At 69.1% G+C, this 25,502-nt stretch carries 22 protein-coding genes; 13 read left to right on the forward strand and 9 right to left on the reverse strand.

Annotated features, from left to right (window positions below; all coding sequences use genetic code 11):
* Window position 1: 1 nt before the first annotated feature.
* The 4 genes from QFZ52_RS01430 to QFZ52_RS01445 all read right to left on the reverse strand — a co-directional run bounded on the left by QFZ52_RS01430 (window position 2) and on the right by QFZ52_RS01445 (window position 3,863).
* Entirely contained in the window at window positions 2–544 is a 543-nt protein-coding gene (locus tag QFZ52_RS01430) for an NUDIX hydrolase family protein (RefSeq protein ID WP_307495846.1), read from the reverse strand.
* Window positions 545–571: 27 nt separating this feature from the next.
* Complete coding sequence (locus QFZ52_RS01435) at window positions 572–1,087, reverse strand: VOC family protein (protein WP_307495847.1); 516 nt, start codon at window positions 1,085–1,087, stop codon at window positions 572–574.
* 113 nt (window positions 1,088–1,200) lie between these two features.
* Window positions 1,201–1,785 carry a TetR/AcrR family transcriptional regulator gene (locus QFZ52_RS01440; protein WP_307495849.1) on the reverse strand — a complete coding sequence of 195 codons (585 nt, stop codon included), beginning with the start codon at window positions 1,783–1,785 and terminating at the stop codon, window positions 1,201–1,203.
* 86 nt (window positions 1,786–1,871) lie between these two features.
* Entirely contained in the window at window positions 1,872–3,863 is a 1,992-nt protein-coding gene (locus tag QFZ52_RS01445; RefSeq protein WP_307495851.1) for an MDR family MFS transporter, read from the reverse strand.
* A gap of 208 nt (window positions 3,864–4,071) precedes the next feature.
* Between QFZ52_RS01445 and QFZ52_RS01450 the strand changes: the two genes are divergently transcribed.
* Window positions 4,072–4,902 carry an AraC family transcriptional regulator gene (locus QFZ52_RS01450; RefSeq protein ID WP_307495852.1) on the forward strand — a complete coding sequence of 277 codons (831 nt, stop codon included), beginning with the start codon at window positions 4,072–4,074 and terminating at the stop codon, window positions 4,900–4,902.
* A 106-nt stretch (window positions 4,903–5,008) separates the two neighbouring features.
* Entirely contained in the window at window positions 5,009–5,746 is a 738-nt protein-coding gene (locus tag QFZ52_RS01455; protein ID WP_307495853.1) for a phosphatase PAP2 family protein, read from the forward strand.
* On the opposite strand, the gene QFZ52_RS01460 is transcribed toward QFZ52_RS01455, so the two are convergent.
* Window positions 5,718–6,845 (reverse strand): glycoside hydrolase family 76 protein, encoded by a 1,128-nt coding sequence (locus QFZ52_RS01460; protein ID WP_307495854.1) that lies wholly within the window; start codon window positions 6,843–6,845, stop codon window positions 5,718–5,720. The two genes, QFZ52_RS01455 and QFZ52_RS01460, sit on opposite strands and share 29 nt — an antisense overlap.
* 209 nt (window positions 6,846–7,054) lie before the next feature.
* Between QFZ52_RS01460 and QFZ52_RS01465 the strand changes: the two genes are divergently transcribed.
* Window positions 7,055–8,227, forward strand: a complete 1,173-nt coding sequence (locus QFZ52_RS01465; RefSeq protein ID WP_307495855.1) for an acyl-CoA dehydrogenase family protein — start codon at window positions 7,055–7,057, stop codon at window positions 8,225–8,227.
* A gap of 9 nt (window positions 8,228–8,236) precedes the next feature.
* Here the strand turns inward: QFZ52_RS01465 and QFZ52_RS01470 are convergent, their stop codons facing one another.
* Window positions 8,237–9,136 (reverse strand): DUF1684 domain-containing protein, encoded by a 900-nt coding sequence (locus QFZ52_RS01470; RefSeq protein WP_307495856.1) that lies wholly within the window; start codon window positions 9,134–9,136, stop codon window positions 8,237–8,239.
* Window positions 9,137–9,330: 194 nt separating this feature from the next.
* Window positions 9,331–10,092, reverse strand: coding sequence for a hypothetical protein (locus tag QFZ52_RS01475; RefSeq protein WP_307495857.1), 762 nt, complete (start codon window positions 10,090–10,092; stop codon window positions 9,331–9,333).
* Between the two features lie 218 nt (window positions 10,093–10,310).
* Here QFZ52_RS01475 and QFZ52_RS01480 point away from each other — a divergent pair, with 218 nt between their 5' ends.
* From QFZ52_RS01480 to ppc, 6 genes are all read left to right on the forward strand, one after another.
* Entirely contained in the window at window positions 10,311–11,936 is a 1,626-nt protein-coding gene (locus QFZ52_RS01480) for a sigma-70 family RNA polymerase sigma factor (protein WP_307495858.1), read from the forward strand.
* A 104-nt stretch (window positions 11,937–12,040) separates the two neighbouring features.
* The gene (locus QFZ52_RS01485) at window positions 12,041–12,349 is read left to right on the forward strand and encodes a hypothetical protein (protein WP_307495859.1); all 309 of its coding nucleotides are present in this window, start codon (window positions 12,041–12,043) and stop codon (window positions 12,347–12,349) included.
* Between the two features lie 1,038 nt (window positions 12,350–13,387).
* Window positions 13,388–15,685: a SpaA isopeptide-forming pilin-related protein gene (locus QFZ52_RS01490; RefSeq protein ID WP_307495860.1), complete on the forward strand. Its 2,298-nt coding sequence runs from the start codon at window positions 13,388–13,390 to the stop codon at window positions 15,683–15,685.
* 77 nt (window positions 15,686–15,762) lie between these two features.
* Window positions 15,763–17,166, forward strand: a complete 1,404-nt coding sequence (locus QFZ52_RS01495; protein WP_307495861.1) for a SpaH/EbpB family LPXTG-anchored major pilin — start codon at window positions 15,763–15,765, stop codon at window positions 17,164–17,166.
* A gap of 30 nt (window positions 17,167–17,196) precedes the next feature.
* Window positions 17,197–18,132 (forward strand): class C sortase, encoded by a 936-nt coding sequence (locus QFZ52_RS01500; protein WP_307495862.1) that lies wholly within the window; start codon window positions 17,197–17,199, stop codon window positions 18,130–18,132.
* Window positions 18,133–18,265: 133 nt separating this feature from the next.
* On the forward strand, window positions 18,266–21,100 hold the full coding sequence (gene ppc, locus QFZ52_RS01505) for a phosphoenolpyruvate carboxylase (protein WP_307495863.1): 2,835 nt from the start codon (window positions 18,266–18,268) through the stop codon (window positions 21,098–21,100).
* 79 nt (window positions 21,101–21,179) lie between these two features.
* Here ppc and QFZ52_RS01510 read toward each other — a convergent pair whose 3' ends face one another.
* On the reverse strand, window positions 21,180–21,770 hold the full coding sequence (locus tag QFZ52_RS01510; protein WP_307495864.1) for a DedA family protein: 591 nt from the start codon (window positions 21,768–21,770) through the stop codon (window positions 21,180–21,182).
* Between the two features lie 130 nt (window positions 21,771–21,900).
* On the opposite strand from QFZ52_RS01510, the gene QFZ52_RS01515 reads away from it, so the two are divergent.
* Entirely contained in the window at window positions 21,901–22,305 is a 405-nt protein-coding gene (locus tag QFZ52_RS01515) for a hypothetical protein (RefSeq protein ID WP_307495865.1), read from the forward strand.
* A gap of 57 nt (window positions 22,306–22,362) precedes the next feature.
* Here the strand turns inward: QFZ52_RS01515 and QFZ52_RS01520 are convergent, their stop codons facing one another.
* Window positions 22,363–23,328 carry a pseudouridine synthase gene (locus QFZ52_RS01520; protein ID WP_307498622.1) on the reverse strand — a complete coding sequence of 322 codons (966 nt, stop codon included), beginning with the start codon at window positions 23,326–23,328 and terminating at the stop codon, window positions 22,363–22,365.
* Window positions 23,329–23,502: 174 nt separating this feature from the next.
* On the opposite strand from QFZ52_RS01520, the gene QFZ52_RS01525 reads away from it, so the two are divergent.
* From QFZ52_RS01525 to QFZ52_RS01535, 3 genes are all read left to right on the forward strand, one after another.
* Complete coding sequence (locus tag QFZ52_RS01525; RefSeq protein ID WP_307495866.1) at window positions 23,503–23,940, forward strand: VOC family protein; 438 nt, start codon at window positions 23,503–23,505, stop codon at window positions 23,938–23,940.
* A gap of 160 nt (window positions 23,941–24,100) precedes the next feature.
* On the forward strand, window positions 24,101–24,748 hold the full coding sequence (locus QFZ52_RS01530) for a winged helix-turn-helix domain-containing protein (RefSeq protein ID WP_307495867.1): 648 nt from the start codon (window positions 24,101–24,103) through the stop codon (window positions 24,746–24,748).
* Complete coding sequence (locus QFZ52_RS01535) at window positions 24,741–25,433, forward strand: SRPBCC family protein (RefSeq protein WP_307495868.1); 693 nt, start codon at window positions 24,741–24,743, stop codon at window positions 25,431–25,433. Before QFZ52_RS01530 ends, QFZ52_RS01535 begins: the two co-directional genes overlap by 8 nt.
* Window positions 25,434–25,502 lie beyond the last annotated feature (69 nt).

Consider the following 25,502-nt stretch of genomic DNA (forward strand, 5'->3'; position numbering starts at 1 on the left):
CCTAGAAGGCCGCGATCCCGGAGAACGCCAGGGCCTGGCGCACCAGCTGTCCGCGGCCGCCGTCGAACTCCTGCTGGACCGTGGGGCTCAGCACCTCATCCGGCGACATCCAGGTCAGTTCCAGGGCGTCCTGGCGGGGGCTGCACTCGCCGGTGACAGGCACCAGGTAAACGAGCGAGACGGCGTGCTGACGGTCGTCCGTGAAGCCGGTGTGGGACGGCGCCGGGAAGTACTCCGCCACGGTGAACGGCACCGGGCTCGGCGGGAGCTGCGGCAGCGCGAGGGCCCCCAGGTCCTTCTCGAGGTGGCGCAGCAGCGCGGCGCGGATGGTCTCGCGGTAGAGGACGCGCCCGGAGACCAGGGAACGCACCATGTTGCCCTCGGCGTCGCCCTGTAGAAGAGAACCGACCTCGATCACGAGTCCCAGCGGATCCAGCCGCACGGGAACCGCCTCCACGTAGACCATCGGAAGGCGGTTCCTGGCCTCGTAAAGGTCCTCATCGGACAGCCAGCCGGGGTAGGGGTCCGGGGTGCGTACGCTCATGAACCCATTATGACCGGCGGGCGGGCCTCAGCCCGCGAAGCCGGCGGCCCACTCGTTCACGCGCCGCTTGCTCTCCTCGGGGGAGAGGTCTTCGACGCGCGTCATCACGGCCCAGCGGACGCCGAACGGATCGAGGATGGACGCGTACCGGTCGCCCGAGACGAAGTTCGCGGGCGCTTCGCGGATCGTGGCCCCGGCGGCCTCGGCCTTCGCGGTGACGGCGTCCACATCGGGGACGTAGATCGCCAAGGACATGCTGATCCCGCCCGGCTGGGGCGCCACGAGGCCGTACTCGGGCAGAGGGTCGCCGATGGTGATGCTCCCGGAGGCGAACCGCAGCTCGGCCTCGCCGATCACGTCGCCCATGCGCGTGTCGGAGACGACGACGGCGCCGAACACGTCGCGGTAGAACTCCAGGGCCGCGGGGGCCGGGGAGACCACGACGTGCGGCGTGATGGAGGTGCGGCCGTGCGGAATGCCGTCGGTGGTGAACTCACCCGTGGCGGGTGCTGTGGGCTGATCCTGTGCTGGTGTTTCGCTCATGACACCACTCTGGCGCGGGGCGCGGGCTGTGTCTTGAAGAAATCGGCCAGGGGAGGGACTCGCCCGCGGAGGCCGGACGGAAACCGGGCCGGCCAGGGCGCCGGCCCCGCGGCTCAGCGGCCCTGCGCCACCTCGGCCAGGACCTTGATCATGGCTTGGAGATCCTCGGCGGACGGCCGGTCCTCGATCCCGGCGTGGCTGCTGTCCGAATGCAGGAAGAGTGCCGCGAACACCAGGGAGGTGGCGGCGCGGGCCCGCAGCGGGGTGGTCTTCTGCTCGGCCAGGGCGATGATCTCCGCCCGCAACCCGGACATCCAGTGGTGCACGGCGGCCATGAGCTCGGGTTCGTTGTCCACGAGCTTCTTCAAGCGCGGAACGCTGTCCGGGCCGCTCGAGAGGCTGCCGATGAGGTGGCAGAGGTCGTCGATGATCGGCCCCTCGCTGTCCAGGAACAGGTGTGCGCGGGCCTCGGAGAGGGGGTTGCTCGGCAGCCCCAGGGACGCGGCCGCCTTGGAGGGGAAGTAGTTGAAGAAGGTCCGTTCCGAGATCCCCGCCCGGGCGCAGATGTCCGCGATCGTCACTTGCGCCAGCCCCTCTTCGAGCACCAGCGCCCGCGCGGCATCATGGATCGCCTGCCGGGTCTGCTGCTTTTTGCGTTCCCGCAGGGAACCGTGGACTGCGTCTGTTGCGGACGTCATGGGGTTCATGGATGCTTCCTCTGGTCTGCCCGTGCTCCGGCCCCGGGAGGTCCCGGGGCCGGAACACGGTTCAGTCCTGGCGCCGCTCAGCTCTCGGCGAGCTGGGCGGCCGTGTTCTTATCGGCCTGTTCCTGCAGAGCCGAACGCTGGCGCAGCGGCGGCACCTTGAAGAACCAGCTGAGGATGAACGCCAGGAGGATCACTCCCAGGCCCACCCAGTAGATGCTGACCGCGGAGGTGTTGAACCCGGTCATGAACTGACGGGTCAGGCGCGGATCGGCACCCTTGAGGTACGAGGTGTCCGAGGTCGACGCGCTGCCGCCGTTCTCCGACTTCTGTTCCTTCAGCTTATCGATCATGGTCGGCGCCAGCTTGTCCACCACGGCCTGCCGCTGGCCGGCGTCGCTGAAGTCGATGGCGAGCTTGCCGTTCACGACGGCGGCGTTCGCCTGGCGTGCCGCGGCCTCCAGAGCCTTCTGCTCGGCGGCCGGCTTCGCGGCGGCGACCTGCTGATCAATGATGCTCTGCGCGGCCTCCGCGGGAACCTGACCCGCCGTGACCTTGGCCTGAACGGCGGCGGTCACCTGCTGGGTCACCGCGTCGTCCGCGGCCTTCTTCGCGGCGGCCGTGCCCTGGTCGAGACCCTTCTGGAGCTCGTCCTTGACCGGGTTCACGATCGGGTTCCACAGCTGATCCATGACGCCCTTGTTCGCCGGGGCGGTCGCCACGGACGGGGTGAGGGCGGCGTCCAGGGAGGACTTCAGATCGTTCTCGTTCTGCATGGCCGTGGTGATGTTGTTCGGCATCACGGCGAACAGCACGGAGAGCAGCACCGCGGTGCCCAAGGTGCCGCCGATCTGGCGGAAGAAGGTGGACGAGCTGGTCGCCACACCCATGTCCCGGGGCTCCACGGAGTTCTGCGATGCGAGCGTCAGGGTCTGCATGAGCTGGCCGAGGCCGAGACCGATCAGGAACATGCCGATCATGAGGAACCAGAGCGGCTTGTCGATGGTCATGAACGTCAGCACCAGGTAGCCGCACGCGGTGGCAAAGGTGCCGGTGATCGGGAAGATCCGGTACTTGCCGGTCTTCGCGATCAGCTGGCCGGACACGATCGAGGCGATCATGAGGCCTGCGACCATGGGCAGCGTGGCGAAGCCGGACTCGGTGGGCGTCAGGCCCGTGACCAGCTGGAGGTACAGCGGGAGGGTCAGCATGGCGCCGAACATCGCGAAGCCCACCAGGAAACCGAGGACCGTGGCCATGGAGAACGTGCCGGAGCGGAAGAGCCGCAGCGGGATGATCGCGTCCGACTTCATGATCGATTCGATGATGATGAAGGCCGCGAGACCCACGGCGCCGATCACGTAGCAGGCGATGGCCGTCGCGGAGCCCCAGCCCCATTCACGGCCCTGTTCGGCCACGAGGAGGAGCGGGACCAAGGTGACGATGACCGCCGTCGCGCCCCACCAGTCGATCCTGACCTTGCCGTGCTCATGGAACTTGGGCAGGTGCAGGAAGGCGAGGACCATGGCGAGTGCCGCGAGGCCGATCGGGACGTTGATGAGGAACACCCAGCGCCAGCCGGTGATCCACAGGATCTGGTCGGCGTCGGCGAACACGCCGCCGATCAGCGGGCCGATCACGGAGGAGACGGCGAAGACGGCCAGGAAGTAGCCCTGGTACTTGGCGCGCTCGCGGGGAGCCAGGATGTCGCCCATGATGGCCAGCGGGATGGACATGAGGGCGCCGGCGCCGATGCCCTGGAAGCCGCGGAAGGCGGCGAGCATGAGCATGGAGTCCGAGAAGGAGGAGAGCAGCGAGCCGACCAGGAAGACGCCCAGACCGAAGAGGTAGAGCGGGCGGCGGCCGAAGATGTCCGAGAGCTTGCCGTAGATCGGCGTCGAGATGGTGGAGGTGATCAGGTAGGCCGTGGTCACCCAGGCCTGCTGGTCCAGTCCGTGGAGGTCATCGCCGATGGTGCGGATGGCCGTGCCGACGATCGTCTGGTCCAGGGAGGAGAGGAACATTCCGGCCATGAGCGCGTAGATGACCAGGAGGATCTGGCGATGCGTCATGACGGGATTGCCTGAGCCGGGTTGCTGAGCCTCGGCAGATGCTGCGTGAGCAGTGCTTGTGGACATGAAAGAGACCAGGACTTTCGGTGAAGGGTTCTGGGGAAGTGTGTGCCGGATTCGGCGACAAGTTTGCAGACTCTGCAACTTTACATACTCTGCAATAATTCCGGCAAGGGTCTGTGATCCCCGACACGGGGAGAATGGGACCGTGATCTCTTCCAAAGGACATCTCAATCCCGGGGCGGCCGGCGTCCGCCTGGACCGCTTCGCCCCGCCGGCCGGCACGGAAGACGTGGTGCGGCACCTCTGGCGCGTCCGGTGGTCCCTTCCGGACGGCGCCGTCCAGCGGCAGCGCGTGCTCAGCTACCCGGCGTCGAACGTGGTCTTCGGCCCGGACGGCGCGATGCTGTCGGGGCTCGGCACGGCCGTCGCGACGCAGGATCTCGAGGGTGAGTCCTGGGCGCTCGGCCTGCTCCTCCGCCCTGCCGCGACACGGCTTTTCAGCGCTGATCTCTCCAGTGCCGAGCCGCCGGCCGCGCTGGTGGGCCGCGTGGTGTCTCTCGCCGGCGCTCCGGTCGCCGCGGTCCGCGCCGCGATGGAGGACGACGACGCCGGCCCCGCCCCGCTCCATGCGGCGCTCGCGGAGTGGCTGGCCCCGTTCGCGGAACGCGTCGACGAGCGGATGCGGCTCTGCAACGAGGTGTGCCGCCTGGCGGAGGAGGACCCGGACATGCTCCGGGTCGACGAGCTCGCCCGGGCCGCAGGCCTCCCCGTCCGGTCGCTGGACCGGCTGGTGAAGGATCACGTGGGCGTGACGCCGAAGTGGCTGATCGACTGCCGCCGCCTGCAGGAGGCGGCCACGGTGCTCTACGCCGACGCCACGGCCTCCCTTCCGGACCTGGCGCACCGCCTCGGGTTCTCCGATCAGGCGCATTTCAGCCGCAGTTACCGCAAGGTGATCGGGGAGACCCCGGCCCAGACGCGGGCGGCGGGGGAGCAGGCGCGGTCCGTGGGGAACGTGCCGCCTCGGCTGCGCTGAGGGAATGGGCCGGGGTGAGGGAGACGCCAGGCTGAGGGCGACGCCGGGTTGCCGGCAGCCAGGCCGTTCCGGGTGTTCCCCAAGGTGGGGTCGCTAGATTGGCCCGATGACCAGTCTTCGCCTGCGCCCCAGCCCGCCCCTGACGGCCCGTCCTGAACGGGTCCGGTGGCTCGCCGCGGCGTTCGCGGTGTTCGGTGCCGCATGGTTCGTCCTGATGATGGTCAGCTACCTGGATCACGTCTTCGTGGGCGCCGCGGATGTGCCCGTGCATGACTGGGCGATCTCGCTCAGGACCCCGGTGGCCACGGCGATACTCGCGTTCATCACCACGCTGACCGGTCCGAGCTGGATGACCGTCATCACGGCGATCACCGGATTCGGCTGGATGATCCTCTTCCGCGAATGGCGCCGGCCGGTCCTGCTGATGGGTGCGATGACCCTCGCGGTCCTGGTGTCGACGCTCATCAAGCACGAACTGAGCCGGGCCCGCCCGGACCCGCTCCAGATGATGCTGACCATCGACCAGTCCTACTCCTTCCCCTCGGGGCACACCCTGGGGACGGCCGTCTTCGCCGGGTCTCTGGCCTATCTCCTGGCCGCACATTCCGCACGCCGGAACGCCTTCGCGCTCGGAGCGGTCCTCGCCGTGGCGTTCACGGCCCTGGTGGCGTTCACCCGCCTGTATCTCGGATACCACTGGCTCACGGATGTGCTGGCTTCGGCCGGGCTCTCCCTGGTGTTCATCGCCGCGGTCATGGTGGGGGATCTGTTCCTCAGCAGGAAGCCGGCGGCGAGGGCCGAAACGGTCGAGGAACCTACGAACGGTCCTGTCGAGCGGGCGTGAGAGTCGCGGCGGCTTCGAGGGTCATCCAGGCCTGAAGCTGGGCGGCGAATTCCACGGTCCCGTCCAGCAGTGAGGGGCGGTCCTGGAGCGAGATCCCGTCCAGCGGTGAGCTGCCGTCCCGTTGCGCGGGGTCGTGCGCGCCCGCGGTCTCCCGCGGGAAGACCCAGCCCTCGCCCGAGTCCTGCCGGCCCGCCCAGAACGCGTCCGCCGTCGTCGTGACGAGTGCCGAGGCGGTGTCACGTGCCGTGGGGGACAAGCGTTCGTCCCGGGCGGCCAGGGCGAGGTAGCGCGCCAGGATCCCGGTGAAGAGCGCACCGTCGCCGGGGCCGTGCGTCTGGAGGGCGCCCCCGGGGTGCGTGAGCCGGTCCGCCACGGCCTGGATCAGCTCCTCGGCATGGCGCAGATCATCCGGGGTCCCGAGCGCCAGGTAGGACCCCAGCACCGGCCCCTGATTGTAGGAGTAGACCTCCCGTGCCACGGTGGTGCTGCCGTCCGGCTGGAGGTGGATGCCGTCGAGGAACAGGCCGGTGTCCGGGTCCAGCAGGCGTCCACGGAGCCAGTCGACCAGGGCCCGGGCGCGGGCCGTGTCGCCGCTGCGGGCGAAGTACAGGGAGACGGGCGCTGTGGCCGGGGTGTTCTTGAAGTCCCGTGCCGAGCTCCAGAAGCTGCCGCCACCCAGCTCGTCCGTGCTGGCCAGCACCAGTCGGCGGTTCAGCGTCCGCTGGAGGGCGTCGAGGCCGCGGGCGTGGCGCGCTCCGGGATCGAGGGCCTGGAGTCGCTGAGCGGCCAGGGCCAGCCAGGCCATGTCATCGGTGTACGAGTTCACGTAGCGGAAGACGTTGTGGAGGCGGATCGAGCGGATGACCCGCCGGGCGAGGGCCGCCTTCCGGCCGTCCGGATCCTGTTCGCGCAGGGCGGCGTCGACCAGCGCGTCCACGTAATGCGCCTGCCACCAGTAGTGCCAGACGCCGAGTTCGCTGAAGGCGCGGCTGGGCGCCTTGATCCGTCCCAGGTGCGTTCCGGGAAGGCCTGCGAGGCGTCGGCCGTGGCGGGCGATCACGGAGCGGGCCGCCTCCGCCGCGCGTTGCTGTGCGTCCATGTCCCGAGCCTAACGGCTGGTCCGGCAAGGAGTCCGTCCAGGCCGTTTCATACCCGGGCGGGAATGTGATGTAGTTAACATGCATTAACGCAATGGCCTCATCCGGCCGGACGTCGATGCGGTTGATCACCAGCATGCCGGGCCCGCATCGGGGTTCCGGCACCGGCACAGGCGCCCGGTTGACCACGGGGCGTCGGGAAGGCTGTCCCATGACCCTGGAACTGCCCACCGCTGATTTCTACGGCGTCGAAGACCTTCTGAGTGACAAGGAGCGGGCCAAGCTCGCCGAGGTGCGTGATTTCCTGGACGCCGAGGTGAAGCCCTACGCCGCGGCCTGGTGGGACGCCGCCGAGTTCCCCTTCGCGCTCCTGCCGAAACTCGCCTCCCTGGAGATCAACACCCCCACGCGCCGCGGGTACAGCCATCTCTTCATGGGGCTGCTCATCGCGGAGCTGAGCCGAGCGGATGTCTCCCTTGGCACCTTCTTCATGGTCCACCACGACCTCTTCGTCGAGTCCCTGCACCGCTTCGGGTCGCGGGACCAGAAGGACCGCCTGCTCGACGACGCCGCCTCCCTCCGCACCACCGGCGCCTTCGCGCTCACGGAGCCGGAGCACGGCTCGGACATCGCCCGCGGCCTGTCCACGACGGCGGTGCGGCACGGTGACGAATGGGTGCTGAACGGCTCGAAGCGCTGGATCGGCAACGGCACTTTCTGCGACCACATGCTGCTCTGGGCGCGGGACCGGACGCCCGGTGCTGACGGGGCGGTCCGGGGATTCATCGTGGCCGGGGACCTCCCAGGGCTGACCCGCACCCGGATCGAGGGCAAGACGGCCCTCCGGACGGTGCAGAATGCGGACATCGAGCTGCGGGACGTCCGGGTGGCCGAAGCGGACCGCTTCGCCGCGATCTCCAGCTTCGCCGACACCAACGAACTCCTCCGTGGCTCCCGCGTGCTGGTCGCCTGGCAGGCCGTGGGCCAGCAGCTCGCCGCCTTCGACGTCGCCCGTTCCTACGCGGTCCGCCGCGAACAGTTCGGCAAACCGATCGCCTCGTTCCAGATGGTGCAGGACCGTCTGGTGAAGATCCTCGGGAACGCCGTGTCCGGCGCGACCATGATGACGCGCATCGCCCAGCTCGACGAGCAGGGCCTCGCGGGCATGCCCCAGGTGGCGCTCGCGAAGGCCCACGTCACCACGGCCATGCGGGAATCCGTCGCCCATGCCCGGGCGGTGCTGGGCGGCAACGGGATCGTCACCGGTTACGGCGCCGCCAAGGTCTTCGCGGACGCGGAGGCCATCTACACCTATGAGGGCAGCTACGAGGTCAACACCCTGATCGTGGGCCGGGAGATCACCGGGGTCTCGGCCATCCACTGAGGACGGCGCTCAGCGCGCCTTCCGCTCCCCGGCTTCCACGGCCGAGGGGATCGCGTTGCCGGGGACCGGGGCCGGGCAGGTGCCGAAGTCGGTGAAGGCGCTCGGGTAGTTGATGGCGCGGTTGAAGTCGATCACCACGGTGCCGTCCGGCCGCGGCCGGACCGTGGAGACCTTGCGCCACTCGTCGGTGGTGTCGCCGTTGCTCGCATCATGGAAGGTGATGGTCAGCGCGCCGAGCTTCTCCTCCTCGGCCTGAAGGCGGTGCTCCACGTCCGAGCCGGGCAGCGTGAAGACGACCTCGCCCACCGAGTGGTGCACGCTCGTCACGTGCGGATTCGCGGTGGCGATCGGCACGGCGCGCGGCTCCGGATACGGTTCGAATCGTGCGGTCACGACGAGTTCCGGGCGGTAGTCGAACACCGGGACGCCCTGGAAGCCGGTGTAGGCGGGGGAGGCGTCATCGCGGGTGCGGATCGCATACCGGCCGCCCCGGACCGCCAGTTCCACGAGCACACGCGTGCCGTCCGACCCTCCGAAGGTCACCCAGTAGAGTGACTCCTCATCGTTCAGCTGCGCGCTCAGCGTGCCGACGACGACGCCGTCCTCCCGCCCGCCGTCAGTGCCCGTGGCACCGGACTCGCCGTCGTCGGGGGAGAGAGCCAGCAGGCCGTCCTCCTCGGTGGCGCGCAGCCAGGCGGTGGTCCCGTCGGTCCACCAGAGCCCGGGGACGCCCTCCAGCGCGGTAGGGGTGTCCGGAAGCCACTGCAGCGAGGTGAGCGTGAGCCAGCCGTGGGAGGTGGCCAGGGCGGCGTTGCGGTTGTCCCGGAAGCGGAGCCAGCGGGCTTCCTGCGGATCGGTGGCGGCCTGCTGTGTGGCGCCGGTGGATGACTGCGTGGCTGAGGGGTTCATGGTTCCTCCTGGTCGAGAACTCACTCCACCTAACCATGGCGTGCCACGGCTCATTCCCTGGCTGGCGGCCTGGGCTGACCACCCAAAACGGGGCGGATCGATTAAAAAGAGGAGGGCGCCGTGGCATGAACCACGGCGCCCGGCCCCGAGACGATGGGGGGCGTGCCTCGGGACCTCCCGAACACTGAGTGGGGTCAGCCCTCGAATCGTGACGCGATGCCGGAGATCTTTTTCAAAGAAATTCCGGGAGCGCCGGCGAAGCCGCTCCGGGAGGCCTCCTCCTCGGTCACGGCGACCGGCATCAGGGCACCGTCGCGCAGTGATTCCAGGGCCTGACGGCATTCCTGGAGGCGGCGCAGCGACTCCTCGTCGTCGCGGCTGGCCACCGTCACGGTGCCGGAGATGTGGGCCGCGCAGAATCCCGGGCCGAGCGCCTGGCTCACCGCATCGCCGAGCTCCGCGAGCAGGGTCCAGCTCAGCGGGGCGGCCGCGCAGTTGTAGCGCAGGGCGAACGAGGTCACCAGCACCGGTCCGGAATCCGCGGCGAGCATCTCGCCGACCGTGTGCCGGAAGTGAGCGGGCGTGTAAAGTCCGGTGGCGACGTCGAGGCACCCGAGTTCGGCGGTGTCGTGACTGGTCTCGGCCCAGGCGTCGATGGCGCAGGCCGTCGCATCCAGATCGAGCTCCTGGCCCATGGAGGTGTAGAGCGCCTTGAGATCCAGGAGGACTTCGCGGGCGCCGACGCCGGCCCAGGCCCGGGCGACGCCCAGGCTGGCGCTGGATTCGGAGGATAGCCTGGCATCCGTCAGCAGCTGCTGGGCGATCGACTCCACGGGAGCCAGGTCCCAGTCCCCGGTATGTCGCCAGCCGGCGCCGAGGCTGGCAGCGCGCCAGGTCTCCACCAACTCGCGCCAGGACAGGTGGTCCTGGTTCTCCATACCCGGCGTCGGGTGCATGATGGCGCCCCCCTTCCCGTCCAGTGCTGATCGTGCATGTCTAACGTAAAATTGAGTGTGCACGGCTGACACATCGTGACGCGACTTACGGCCTTCGTGCGAAGTGTCACAATTAAAAAAAGTCGGAAGATCCGGCGTCACGATCTGCACTCCAAGACTACTTCTCTTCTATGGGGAGCGTTTCGGAGGGGAACGCGGTGCAACGGAGGGGGTATGGCGTGTCAGACGACACCCAGATGAGTGACGGGGACCTGTGTCTCCAGGTCCGCGAAGGGGACCAGGATGCTTTCGGCGTGCTCTATGAGCGTCACGCCCCTCTGGCACTCTCCATCGCCCGCCAGTCCGTCGACAACTACGCCGACGCGGAAGACGTCGTCGCCGATTCCTTCCATGCGGTCCTGGACAAGCTCCGCTCGGGCGATGGCCCGGACACCTTCTTCCGCGCCTACCTGCTGCAGGTGGTGCGCCGGACCGCCTACGCCCGCAATCGCAGTGCCGGGCGCGCCATCCCCACGGCCGATGAACAGCAGCTGGATCGTCTGGAGACCCCTGACGATCCCACGCTGATGGAATTCGAGAGCCAGGCGGCGGCCACCGCGTTCCGCGCTCTCCCGGAGCGCTGGCAGGAAGTCATCTGGTACCTCGACGTCGAGGGCCAGAAGCCTGCCGCCGTCGCGCCGATCATGGGCCTGGCCCCCAACGCCGTCTCCGCCCTGGGTGTCCGCGCCCGGGACGCGCTGCGCCGTGAATATCTGCAGGCCCACGTCACGGGTGACGTCCCAGAGGAGTGCAAGCCGTACCGTGACAAGCTGGGCGGCTACGTCCGGGGCAGCCTGCCGCGTGGCGCCGAACGCAAGGTGCGCGAACACCTGGAGACCTGTGCCAAGTGCACCGCCATCATGGTCGAGCTCGGTGATGTGCGCGCCACCATCAAGGCCGTCCTGCTGCCGCTGATCATCGGTGCGGGCCCCGCCGCCTGGTGGCTCACGTCGGCGGGTCAGACCGCCGTCCTGGCATCCCTCGCCGGCACCACCGGTGGTGTGGGCGCCGGTGTGCTCGGTGGAACCGCTGCCGCGGGCGCCGCCGGCGGAGCCGCGGGTGGCGGTGCGAGCGGAGGTGCTGCCGGCGGTGGAGCCGCGGGTGGCGGTGCCGCGGGCGGTGCGCTGGCCGGCGCGGGCGCGCTCGGCATCGGCGCGGCCGTGGCGGGAATCGCGGTGGTCGCCGTCGGACTCGTGATGGCTCCTTCCGTGCTGGCCGCCTGGCAGTCCCCGGCGACCCAGCAGTCCGCGTCTCAGAGTCAGGCCGCCGGGCCGACCGGGGCGCAGGCACCCGTGGCGCAGCCTCCCGTGAAGCCGCCGGTGGCCAAGAAGTCCACAGCGACGAAGTCCACGGAGGCGAAGCCGGCGGCTCCCGCGCCGGACCCCGAGCCCAGCCCGTCGGATCTGCCGCAGCTCCTCACGCCGCTGTTCCCTGCTCCTCCCGCGCTCACCCCCACCCCGACGCCCTCCGCGACGGGCAGCACGTCGCCGTCGCCGAGCAAGAGCGCGAGTGCGAAGCCGAGTGCCACCGCGACCCCGAGCAGCTCCGTGACGCCGACGGGCACCGCGACGCCGACGGAGACCTCGGGGCCGACGACCGCGTCGACGCCGACGGAAACCACGACGACGCCGGTCCCGACCGATTCTGCGACGATGCCGGTCCCCACGGATTCGACGACCTCGACCGGTCCGGTGTCCCCGGATCCGACGAGTACGACGTCCGTCGGACCGCAGACCCCGGATCCGACGACCACGCCATGTGTCGGCATCCCCTGGTGGCAGTGTCCGATCTTCGGCACGTTGTGAGCCTTTCCGCGCTCTGACCCTCGGTCGGCCCGCGCCGTTCCGCCCTGACGGAGTGGGCGGAACCGGCCCCTGCCGTCGCGCCCTCCGCGGCGTAGAGTGAGCGCATGCGAGCGCGGACGAAGACCCTGATCTGGACGGTCCTCGGCGCGCTCGTGGTCGCGTTCATCGTCTTCGCGCCGGTGGCCGGTGCAGGGATCTGTGTGGACGCGCAGGACACCTCGAAGTCGTATTGCCGCGACTGGCAGGTTTCTCCCCTCGGTCTTGAGACCACCGTCTGGTGGTGGCTCGGGGCGAGTGGCGTCCTCGTCGCGGTCGCGCTCCTGGTCGTCGGGTTCGCCGGCCGCCGCTCCGCGTCGCACGGTCCCCGGTCCGGGGACGGCCGCAGCTCAGTCGACGGTCCCGGCGCCGTCTGAACCGGCGGCCTCCCCGCGCCCCGGCCCTCTCACTGCCGCCATGTTTCCTCCCGTGACGTGGTCGCGTCACGATTCCGTCCGACGGTGCTCTCCATAGGTGTCGGGGACCACGGTCTGGTCGTGGTTCCCGATGCAGGTCTCGTTCTGCTCCTGGACCGAGACTTCCGTGCGCTGAGCTGATGCGGCTCCGTGTACGGGGTGCGGGTGCCGGCGTTCCCTAAGATCGCCGCTGCGGCGGCATAGCCGGCACCCGCATTTTTCGTGTCCGCAGACCGTCCCCGCAGACGCCCATCCCTGCGGCTGCCGGCCGGTGTCCGGCTCACCCTTACCGCTTCCCCGGTCCCTTCCCGGCGGTCCTTTCCTCGCGCTCCCCACCCGCCGTCGTCGTGCTGTCGGCCGCCCGGGGATTCTCCGCCGACCCCTGGAGCGGCACCGGCCGCGGGACCCCTGAATGGCTCCCGGCAATGCCCGTGGCGCCGAGCTTGCAAGCGCTTTAAGTGGGCCGAACCTGCAAATCGTGTCGCGAAATCGGCGATATTTTTCGCCATTCTTTTATGTGACTTGCATGACACGAAAATATGTGCTGAAAGTCCGCATTTTTCTCGTCACGAATCCGTCAGACCCCTCACTAAGACCATGAACAGGCGAAAGGGGCGGCCGCCCTGGGCTCGGTTGAGCGCTGATGCCACAGAGAAGGACGGGCGTGATCTGGATCTTGCGTGGTCTGCGCCGCGCCCTCTTCACGGGGCGTCGTGCTTCGCGTCCGCGCTCCGACGGAGCGGGGACCGCAGCCGGGCTGCCGAAGTACATGACCTTCGACTGCCGGGACGGGATGCATGACGCCTGCCTGGTCTGCCGCTGCGAATGCCATAGGGAACCTCCGACCGAGGAGATCTTCCTGGCTGAAGCTGTGCCGGAAACCCAGCCGGAACCCGTGATCCCTCTGTCGCCCGACGCTGTACCCGCCCTAAGGAGAGTCTGATGTTCGTGCCGTTTCGGCCTGGAAACCCACCAGCCGGGAGAAGACGTCCGCTGATCGTGCACCTCGCACTGCTGTGTGCGCTGATCGCCGGCGCCGTGGTGAGCGGAGCCGCGCCCGCGCAGGCTCTCACCGTCCCGGCGCCTCGTTCCGTGCCCGCAGCACCCAACGCTTCGGTTATCCAGTGCACCGCCGGGGTCGTGTACGGCGTGTCGGCGACCGGGCAGCTCCAGCAGGTCACCGCCGGCACCGTGACCTCGATCGGCTCCCGTGCCAGCGGCGTCTCCAGCTTCAACGGCCTCGGCATCGGCACGGGCGGTTCCCCCGTCCTGGCGTACGAGCGCACGAACGGCGGCCGCACCGCCACCATGTTCTCCTTCGACCCGGTCAGCCTCGCCTGGACCAACACGGGCGACGCCTACAACACCGCGAACGACGGCTACACCGGCCAGCTCGTGGCCGGCGCCGTGGACCTCAAGACCGGCTCGTACTACTTCGGCGGCTTCTCCGGCAACGGCACGCAGTACTACCTCTGGCGGTACAACCCAGGCAGCACGCCCCGCTTCACCTTCATGGGCACGCTGGACACCTCCGTCAACGCGGCCTCCGCCTCCAACGGTGACATGGCGTTCGACGCCGCCGGCAACCTTTTCGTGGTGCGCGGCGTCGGCAGCACCACCACGGTCTTCTCCGTGACCGCGGCCAACCTTGCGACCGGCACAGGCGGCACCATCCCGTCGTCGACGTCGAACTCCTTCACCACGAACGCGAACGTGAACGGCGTGGCCTTCGACGCCTCCGGCAAGGCCTACCTCGGCACCGGCAACACGGTCACCTCCTACGACATGCCGAACTGGACCAACGCCACGGTCGTGGCGTCCTCGACCTCCGGCTACTCCGGCACCGACCTCGCCTCCTGCTCCTCCCCGGCGACCATCACGCTGGAGAAGGACGTGCAGGGCCGCGTGAATGACACCGACCAGTTCGCTTTGAGCCTGACGCAGGGCTCCACCACCCTGGGCACCGCGACCACCACGGGCACGGCCACGGGTGTCCAGTCCCAGCGGGTGGGCCCGCTGCCCGCCGTCCGCGGCACCACCGTGAACTTCTCCGAGACCGGCGCCGGCGGCACGAACCTCTCCGGCTACACCAGCAGCTACCAGTGCACCGTCGACGGCCAGCCGATGACCCCCGCGGTCTCCGGCACCGGGACCTCCGGCTCCGTCACCATCCCGGTCACCGGGCAGGAGATCCTGTGCCGGATCGTCAACTCGCCGCGCTCCGCCGCGGTGACGGTCAACAAGACCTGGGTGGTGGACGGCAAGAGCTACGCCGACGGCCAGCAGCCCGCCGGGATCTCCGCGACGCCGTCGCTCACCCCCGGCGGCACCGGCACCGGCTCCGTCACATGGGGCCAGCGCCGCACCGGCTTCACCGTCGGCCAGAACGTCGGCATCGGTGAGACCACCGTCATCGACCCGAACGCGTTCCCCGGCTGCACGCTCAGTTCCGCCACCATCTCCGGCCCCGGTGTCAACGGCACCCAGGCCATAGGGCAGCCCACCACCGTGAAGCTCCCGGGCACCGAGAACGTCTACCAGGTGACCAACACCGTCACCTGCCAGACGCTGACCGTGATCAAGAACGTCCAGAACACGCACGGCGGAACCCGCACCGCGACCGACTGGAACGGTCACCTCAAGGCGACCCAGGGCCAGAACGTGCTGAGCTACAACACCGGCCAGAAGCGCTACGTGGCCACCGGTTCCTACGTCATCTCCGAGGACCTCCTCGCGGGCTACGCGCAGGCCGGCATCACCTGCCAGGGCGGCACGCTCGCGGCCGACGGCAAGACGGTCTCCGTCGCGGCCGGCGCGAACGTCACCTGCACCATCACCAACCAGGACCAGGCCGGGTCCGTGACCTGGAAGAAGGCCGATGAATCCGGCCGTGCCCTCGCCGGTTCCGTCTGGACCCTGACCGGTCCTGGCGGCGCCACCCAGGAGATCACCGACTGCGTCGCCGCCTCCGCGGCGTCCTGCACCGGCGCCGACAAGGACCCGGCCGCAGGCGCATTCAACCTGGCCGGCCTCAACCTGGGCGACTACACGCTCGTGGAGAAGTCCGCGCCGGCCGGCTACGTCCTGGACACGACCCCGCACCGCTTCACGCTCACCTCCGACCGCAAGGATTTCGCGTTCACCACGGCGTTCAAGAACGTGCAGCGAGCGGCCGTGACGCTGCCGTTCACGGGCGGCACAGGGTCGGACCTCTTCACCCTCGGCGGGCTCGCCGTCCTGCTGGGAGCCGGCGTCACCGCCGTCGTCCTGCACCGTCGCCGGGCAGCCAAGTCATGATCTTCCACCACCTTCGACACCTCATCCCCGCATCTCCGGCGAACGCCGCCGGTGACCTCCGAAAGGACAACAACACCATGGGCCACTCCACGTTTGGTCTGGGACGGCGCTTCGCCGCACTGGCCGGCGCCGTAGCGCTCGCACTGGTCGGCGGCGCCGCCGCAGCCCAGGCGGACACCCCGGCGCCGTCCGCCGGCAACATCAACGAGTCCACGCCGACGTCGCTGACGATCCACAAGTACGACGGCACGCCCGGCGCGGCCGGTGACGGCACCCAGAAGACCGACACCTCGCAGCTCGGCAACGCCCTGGCCGGTGTGACCTTCAAGATCACCCCGGTGACCTCGAAGAACGGCCAGGCCCTGGACCTGCACACGCAGGCCGGCTGGGATCTCCTGCAGGGCGTCAAGGCCTCGGACGTGACCGCGGCGAACGGCTACGCGTTCGGCACCCCGGTCAGCGTGACCACCGGCGCCGACGGCTCCGTGACCCAGTCCCTGCCGCAGGCCGTGTACCTGGTCACCGAAACGGATCCGGGCACCAACAACGTCATCTCCCCGGCCCAGCCGTTCCTGGTGACGCTGCCGCTGCCGCAGAGCAACGGCAACTGGCTCTACGACGTGCACGTGTACCCGAAGAACAAGATCAACACCACCACCCCCACCAAGGAGGTGGCCGATCCGGTCGCTCCGGTGCTGGGCTCCCAGGTCACCTGGACCATCAACGCCCCGGTGCCCGCCCTGGCCACCGGTGACACCTACAAGTCCTTCGTCATCACCGACCAGCTGGACTCCCGCCTGAGCTACACCTCCGCCACCGTGGACGGCTTCACCTCCGGCACCGATTACACCGTCACCGAGTCCAACGGCCTCGTCACCATCACCTTCACCCCGGCCGGCGTGGCCAAGCTCTCCTCGGGCCAGACCGTCGTCGCGAAGGTGACCACCAAGGTCACCTCCCTGGGCGCCGATGGCGTGATCAAGAACAGCGCGACCGTGAACACCAACGGCTCCAAGGTCGACACCAACAAGCCGAGCACCAACTGGGGCCCGCTGCAGATCCTCAAGTACGCCCAGCAGGACGAGAGCAAGACCCTCTCCGGCGCGCACTTCGAGATCTACACCGCCAAGGACGCCGCTCAGCCCGTGGGCACCCTCGTGACCGATGCCAACGGCAAGGCCTCCATCAGCCTGTGGGTCGGCAACAACGAAGTCACCAGCAAGACCTACTGGGTCAAGGAAACCCAGGCTCCGGCCGGTTACACCCTGCCCCAGGATCCGTGGACCCAGGTCACGGTCAAGGCCAACGGTGACACCGCCCCGGTCGTGCTGAAGATCGCCAACACGCAGCAGCCCGCCGTGAGCCTGCCGTTCACCGGCGCCGAGGGCCAGCTTCTGCTGACCGTCACCGGCATCGCCTTGGTCCTGCTCGCCGTCGGCGCAGCGCTGGTCATCAGCCGCCGTCGCGCAGCACAGCGCTGAGACCGGTGACCACCACCAACGGGTGAGTTCATGAACGCTCCCAGCACAGCGCCGGCCCCGGGCACCGCCCGGGGCCGGCGCGCTGCCCGCCCCGTCCGCACCTGGCGTCTCCCGGTGGCCGCCGTGGTGGTCGCCGTCATCGCCCTGGCCGGGATGGCGGTGCTCCTGTACCCCACCGCGGCCTCCTGGTTCTCCCAGCTCGAGCAGTCCCGCGTGATCGCCAACAGCGCGACGTCCGTGGACGCCGACCGTGGCCGCGAGAACGAACAGCTCCGCCTCGCCCACGCCTACAACAAGGCTCTCGCCTCCGGCGCCGTGCTCGACGCCAACCAGCGACTGCCCACGGGCGAGGGCAAGAGCAGCGACAGCTCCCTGAACTACGGCTCGATCCTCAAGGACCCAGCCACCGGCGTCATGGCACGCCTCATGGTCCCGTCCATCGGGGTCGACCTGCCGATCTACCACGGGACCTCGGACGAGACCCTGCTCAAAGGCCTGGGCCACCTGGAGGGCACCTCGCTGCCCGTCGGCGGTTCCGGCACGCACTCCGTCATCACCGGTCACCGCGGCCTGGCGAACGCCACCATGTTCACCGACCTGGACCGGGTCAAGGAGGGCGACATGTTCAGCCTCTCCGTGGCCGGTGAAGTGATCAGCTACCGGGTGATCAACACCCAGGTGGTGGATCCCGATCAGACCAAGCCTCTCCAGGCGGTCCCGGGCCAGGACCTGGTCACGCTGGTGACCTGCACCCCGCTCGGCATCAACTCCCAGCGCATCCTCGTCACCGGTGAACGGGTCACCCCGACCCCTCCCGCGGATCTGGAAGCCGCCGCCGCGCTTCCGACCATTCCGGGCTTCCCCTGGTGGGCCGTGATCCTCGTCGGCGGACTGCTGCTCGCGCTCGTTTACGTCTGGCGCAGCGGTTACGCGCCCCGTGTCAAGGCCGTGCAGACCGCTTCCTGAAGGGTCCGCACGGCGGCCGACGGTTCCCCTGAGGGGTGGCTTGCGGCTAAGATCACATGCTCAGCAGCCAGCCGATCTGGCTCTCAGTATCCAGCGACGTGTACTGGCCATCCCGTGTCCCGAGGAAGCGCCCATGCCGTTGAACAAGACCCTGCCCTCCGCCGTCCCGAACCCGGCCGATCCCAGCGAGGAACTGGCCCCGGAGCTGCGTGCCGACGTGCGCCGGGTCTCCACCCTCCTGGGACAGTCCCTGGTGCGCCAGCATGGGCCCGAGCTCCTCAAGCTGGTCGAGCAGGTGCGCCTGCTGACCAAGGAGTCCAAGGAAGCGGCGCGCGGCGTCGGTGACGCCACCGGGCCGTGGAGCGCCGACGACGTCGCGCAGCAGGTCCGCGAATTGCTCTCCTCCCTGCCGCTCGAGGAGGCCACGCGTCTGGTGCGTGCCTTCGCCTTCTACTTCCACCTGGTGAACGCGGCCGAGCAGGTACACCGCGTCCGCGTCCTGCGCTCCCGGGCCGAGAAGGACGGCTGGCTCGCGCAGGCCGTCACCGAGATCGCCGAACACGCCGGCACCGAGGCCCTCCAGGACCTCGTCAACGAACTCGACGTCCGCCCGGTGTTCACCGCCCACCCCACGGAGGCCTCGCGCCGCTCGGTGCTGGACAAGCTCCGCGCCCTCTCCGACGTCCTGTCCGAACCCACCGAGGACGGCACCGCGGCGCGCAGCCGCCAGGACCGTCGACTGGCCGAGATCATCGATCAGATGTGGCAGACCGACGAGCTGCGCCAGGTCCGCCCCACCCCGATCGACGAGGCCCGCAACGCCATCTACTACCTCGGCAACATCCTCACGGGCGCCATGCCGGAGGTCATGACCGAACTCGGCGACCTCCTGGCCGAGCACGGCGTCACGCTGCCCGCTGAGAAGGCCCCGATCCGCTTCGGGTCCTGGATCGGCGGTGACCGGGACGGCAACCCCAATGTGACCGCCGAGGTGACCCGGGAGATCCTCCAGCTCCAGAACCAGAACGCGGTCCGGATCGCCATCTCGCTGCTGGACGAGCTGATCTCCGTCCTCTCCAACTCCACGGCCCTGGCCGGCTCCAGTGAAGAGCTTCAGGAATCGCTCCGGGAGGACCTGGCGAAGCTGCCCGGCCTCGACAAGCGCGTCCTCGAGCTGAACGCCCAGGAGCCGTACCGCCTCAAGTTGACCTGCATCAAGGCGCGCCTGCTCAACACGGGCCGCAGGATCGCCAACGGCGGCCCCCACGAGCCGGGCCGCGACTACGTCTGCACCGAGGCGGTCCTGGCGGATCTGCGCCTCGTGGAGGACTCCCTGCGCGAACACTCCGCGTCCCTGGCCGCCGACGGCGCCCTGGCCCGGGTGCAGCGAGCGGTCGCCTCGATCGGGCTGCAGCTCGCCACGCTGGACATCCGCGAACACGCCGACCACCACCACGACGCCGTCGGGCAGCTGTTCGACCGCATCGGCGAGCTGGGCGGCCCGTACGCCGAGCTCTCCCGCGAGGAGCGCTGGGAGGTGCTGCGGGCCGAGCTGGCGTCGCACCGCCCGCTCTCGGGCCACCCGATCGTGCTGGACGGCGCCGCGGACAACACGTACAACGTCTTCCGCGTCATCCGTCAGGCGCTCAAGGCGTACGGCCCGGACGTGATCGAGACGTACATCATCTCGATGACGCGTGGCGCGGACGACGTCCTGGCGCCCGCGGTCCTGGCCCGCGAGGCGGGACTGGTCCAGCTGCACGGCGAGACCCGGTATGCCAAGATCGGCTTCGCGCCGCTCCTGGAGACCGTGGACGAGCTGCGGGCCTCGGAGCAGATCGTGGACCAGCTGCTCTCCGACCCGTCCTACCGCGAACTCGTGCGGCTGCGCGGCGACGTGCAGGAGATCATGCTCGGCTACTCGGATTCCAACAAGGAGTCCGGCGTGATGACGAGTCAGTGGGAGATCCACAAGACGCAGCGAAAGCTCCGCGATGTGGCGCTCAAGCACGGGGTGCGCCTGCGCCTCTTCCACGGCCGCGGCGGTTCCGTGGGCCGTGGCGGCGGGCCCACCTATGACGCCATCCTGGCCCAGCCCAACGGTGTCCTGGAAGGCGAGATCAAGTTCACCGAGCAGGGCGAGGTCATCAGCGACAAGTACTCGCTGCCCGAGCTGGCCCGGGAGAACCTGGAGCTCTCGCTGGCCGCCGTCATGCAGGGTTCGGCCCTGCACCGTGCGCCGCGCACCACGGAGGAGGAGCGCGAACGGTACGGCCAGGTCATGGACGTCATCTCCGACGCCGCTTTCGCCCGCTACCGCTCGCTGATCGACGACCCTGATCTGCCCGCGTACTTCCTCGCCTCCACCCCGGTGGAGCAGCTGGGCCAGCTCAACATCGGGTCCCGCCCCTCCAAGCGACCCGATTCCGGGGCCGGTCTGGGTGGTCTGCGGGCCATCCCGTGGGTGTTCGGCTGGACCCAGTCCCGGCAGATCGTGCCCGGCTGGTTCGGCGTGGGCTCGGGCCTGAAGGCGGCCCGGGAAGCCGGTCTCGAGCACGAGCTCCGGGAGATGGCCGAGCGCTGGAATTTCTTCGCCTCGGTGCTGTCCAACGTCGAGATGACCCTGGCCAAGACGGACATGGACATCGCGAGCCACTACGTCGGAACCCTGGTGCCGGAGGACCTGCACCGCCTGTTCGACGCGATCCGTGCCGAGCACGCGCTGACGGTCGAGGAAGTGGAGCGCCTGACGGGGGAGACGGAGCTGCTCGAGGCTCAGCCCACGCTGCAGCGGTCCCTGCGCGTCCGCGATCAGTATCTGGACCCGATCAGCTACCTCCAGGTGGAGCTGCTGCGCCGTGTCAGGGAGGAGGCGGGCTCCGGGGAGTCGGAGATCGCTGAGACCCTGCAGCGCGCCATGCTCATCACCATCAACGGCGTGGCCGCCGGCTTGCGCAACACTGGCTGAGGCTCACGGCGCCGGACGGCGCGGGACGGCGCGGGGACCGGGAGACCGGGCCCCGCGCCGTCGCCGTGTCAGGGCCAGGTCAGGAAGCGCGACGACGGCGGCGGGTCACCACGAGCCCCAGCACCGCACCCACGAGCACGCCCACCGCGAGGCCCAGCAGTGAGCTGACCCAGAACGGCAGGCGGGTGGTCTGCCCGGTCACGAAGCCGAGGCCGATCGTCCACGTCGCCCACAGCACGCTGCCCAGCAGCGAACACGCCACGAAGGTGCGGGTGGGGATGTCGGCGATTCCGGAGCCTGCGGACAGGACCAGTCGGCCGCCCGGCAGGAACCGCAGTCCGATGATCACGCCGTAGGTAGGGGTCCGGCCCGCCCGTTCCAGCGCGCGGCGGATGCCCGCGTGGATCTTCGAGGTGAGGCTCCACCGGTCCATGAGGTGCGCGAGCCGCCGCTTGAACAGCAGGAACACCGCGAGTTCGCCCAGGAACGACCCGAGCGCGGCGAGGGCCAGCGCGAGCGGAAGTGAGCAGTGGCCCTCGGCCGCGAGAGCACCCGCCGCCACCACGACAGCCTCGGACGGCAGAGGCGGGAAGACGGTGTCCGCCATCACCAAAGGGACGATCCACCAGTAGAGCGCGGTGCTCCACGTGGCGGGATCGGAGAAGTCCATGGCAACAAGGTACGTCACCGGGGCCCGGGGTGGGGCGGGAGTGGGCTCGGGACGCCGTGCCGAAGGGCCGGTACAGTGGGCACGTCCGCTGGTGCGGATCACTCGTCCGGAGATCTTTGGGGGTATTTCCATGGGAAGACTGTTCGACGGCCCGGGGCCGGTCCTGCTCATCATCGTCCTGACGCTGGGGGTGGTCGCGGCGCTCGTCACCCTGGCCGTGGTCGTCGGCTCGCGGCCGAGCCAGGACGCCGCGTATCTGAACCGGCTGCGGGACGGGCAGCTGACGGTCGAGAGCCAGACGGCGTATCTGCAGGGCGTCGGGCACCGTTCGCAGGCCACCGTGTTCGGGGTGCTCGGCCTGTTCGTCCTGGGGATCGTGTTCGGACCTTTGGCGATCGTGCAGGCCGGCCGGGCCGAGGCTCTCGGCGTGACGGCGACGGCGGGCAAGGTCCTCGGCTGGATCGGCGTCGGCTTCGGCGTGCTCTGGGTGCTGGGGTTCGGCATGGGCATGGCCGGCCGTTTCGCGAACTACTGAGCTAAGCCTGCGGGCCTGAAGCTGCCGCGCCGGACCGCCGAACTGACCCGCGGGGCGTCAGCCCCGCCGCGCCTCCGACAGCGTCAGCTCGCTCCGGTACTCCACGGGCTTGCCGGACAGCGGATCGACGAAACGGATCCCGCGGGCCAGGAGTTGGAGCGGACGGTCGTAGTCGTCCGGGGCCTTGTCCAGGAGGACCGGGTAGAAGGGGTCGTTCAGGATGCCCAGCCCCAGCGACGCCATGTGCACCCGCAGTTGATGCGTCTTCCCGGTGTGCGGCTCCAGGCGGTAGACGGCGCGCCCGCGGGGGTGGCCGGCGTCGTCGTGCGCTGCCGTCCGGTGCGCCGGCTCGATGACCTCCACCCGTTCGATGCGCGTCTCGGTGTTCGGCTCACCGTCGACGACCTGCGCCAGCAGGTAGTCGCGGGACTTGGTCATGCGGTTGCGGACCAGCGCCGGGAATTCCGGGTCAGCGAAGCCGTCCTCGGGGACGACGGCGGACACGCACTCGTACTCCTTCTGCACCTTCCGCTTCTCGAAGAGGACCTGGTACTTCCCCCGCGTGTCCGGATTGGTGGAGAACAGCAGCACGCCCGCCGTCATGCGGTCGAGGCGGTGCATGGGGATGAGATCGGGGATGTCGAGCAGCTTCCGCAGCCTGACCAGGGCGGACTCCTGGATGTAGGTGCCGCCCGGCGTCGTGGGCAGGAAGTGCGGCTTGTCCACTACGAGCAGGTCGCCGTCCTGATGCAGGATGGAGAGCTCGACCGGCAGCCGCTCCTCGGGGGGCAGCGTGCGGTAGTACCAGATGAAGGTGTGGTCGCGGAGGGGAGTGGTGCGGTCGAGGGGAGCGCCGGTCTCGCCGACGATCTCCCCGGCGTCGAAGCGGTCGAGGATCCCCTGCGGGTCGATGTGACCCCACCGGTGCTGCATGTAGTCCAGCGCGGTCTCCCACGGGCCGTCGTGCGGCAGGCGGAGGCGGGTGGCGTTCACGCCGTCGCGGACCGGCAAGGGGGATTTCATCACCGGGACAGTTTAGTCGGCCCGTTGGTCGGCTCGGCCGGCCCGGCTCTCGTTTCGAGATTGCACTTTCTCGGGCTTCCAGGGTGCGGAACCCCGAGAAAGTGCAATCTCGAGTCTCCGGGGTGGTTCATTCCTGGGGTCCCCGACGCTCGGTCCCGGGCGTAGGCTGGCGCCATGACCACTTTCAGGCTGGACCATGTGGGTGTGACCGTGCGGGATCTGGAAGGCGCCATCGCGTTCTTCGAGGCGCTGGGATTCGAAGTGGAGGGCCGTGCCGAGGTCGGCGGCCCCTGGGCGGACCGGGTCAACGGGCTCGACGGGACTCAGGTGGAGATGGCCATGGTCCGGCCTCCCGGCGGAGGGGAGGGAAAGCTCGAACTCACCCGGTTCATCACGCCGCCCGCCGAAGGCGACTCCGACGGCCGCCCGGTGAACACCTACGGCTTCAGCCACATCTGCTATCAGGTGGATGACGTGCGCGACGTCGTGGCGCGCGCCGAGGCCGCGGGCTACGGCCTGGTGCGCGAACTGGTCAATTGCCAGGACGTCTTCCTGCTGGCCTACCTCCGCGGCCCCGAAGGAATCCTGGTCGAGGTCGCCGAAGCGCTCTAGCCCCGCCCTCCCCGCCCTGCCGCCCTCCCCTCCGATCGACTGCTCCATAGGATGCCGTTTTCCCCCCGATTCAGGCCCGGAAACGCATCCTATGGAGCAGTCGATGGTTGGAGGGAAAAATGTCCTTGACAATATAATTTGTCGGTGAAATCATGGAGCCATGAAGGACATCGAAGTGATCGAGGATCCCCAGGTCGCGGAGGTCTCGCTGGACCCGATGCGCTCGCGGATTCTGGAAGCGCTCTCGGAGCCCGCGTCGGCGGCCACGGTCGCCGGGCGGATCGGAGCGCCTCGTCAGAAGGTGAACTACCACCTGAAGGCGCTCGAATCGGCCGGGCTGGTCGAGCTCGTCGAGGAGCGGCGCAAGGGCAATATGACCGAGCGGGTCATGCAGGCCAGCGCCGGCTCCTACCTGATCTCGCCACTGGCTTTGGCGTCCATGGCGCCGAAACCCGAGAAGTACACCGACCGCTTCTCCGCCTTCTGGATGCTGGCCCTCGCGGGCCGGCTCGTCCAGGAAGTGGGCAAGCTGATCGCGGGAGCCGTCGCCGCGCGGAAGCCTTTGGCGACCTTCGCGATCGACACCGAGCTCAGCTTCGCCAGCGCCCGCGACCGTGCGGAGTTCGCGCAGGAGCTCTCCGCCGTCGTCGACTCCCTGGTGGAGAAGTATCACGACGCCGGCGCCCCCGGCGCGCGCAGGCACCGCCTGGTGCTCGCGCTCCACCCCGAACTGAAGGCCGGCGGGCAGGTCGCCACGCCGGAGCATGACATCACCGCCACCCCGGACAAGGAGCAGGACCATGAGTGAGAACCGCGATTTCCGCATCGAAGCCACCAGCGAAGTCGAAGCCACGCCGGAGCGGGTGTGGGAGGCGATCAACGACGCCACCGCCGCCTGGATGTTCCCCACGGATCAGTGGCCCGCCGAGTACCCCGTCAAGGAGTACCCCACGCATGTGATCTCGAGGATGGACGGCCCGGGCGGGTGGTTCAATCAGCTGGAGAACACCATCGAGGCGCTGCCGGGCGGCAAGTCCCGGATCCGCTATGTGCACAGCGGCGTCTTCACGGACGACTGGGAGCAGCAGTACGACGGCGCGTCCAAGCACACGCTCTTCTACCAGCACACCCTGGGGCAGTACCTCAAGTACTTCGACGGTCAGCCCGTGGTCTTCACCGACGTCCAGGGCCCTGCCGCTTCGGGTGCGCCCGAAGCATTCGACAAGCTCAAGGAGTCCTTCGGGATCGCCGGCGCTCAGGAGGGCGACAAGGTCTCCGTGACGGTCCCGGGCGTCGGTGAGCTGAAGGGTGAGCTCGACTTCGCCAACGAGTGGTTCTTCGGGATCCGCACGGGTGACGCGCTGTACCGCTTCTTCGGCCGGAACCACTTCGGTTCGGTGGTCGGCCTGACGGTCCACGACTTCTCCGGGTCGGGGGACTCCGAAGCCACCGCCGCCGCGTGGGGCCGTTACCTCGAGGGTCTCTACGCCTGACCCTCTCTTTTTACCCCTCACCCCCGTTTTACCCCTCACCCCCTGATCGACTGCTCCATAGGATGTCGT

Origin of the sequence: Arthrobacter woluwensis (assembly GCF_030816155.1) — a bacterium.
Classification (GTDB): Bacteria; Actinomycetota; Actinomycetes; order Actinomycetales; family Micrococcaceae; genus Arthrobacter_E; species Arthrobacter_E woluwensis_A.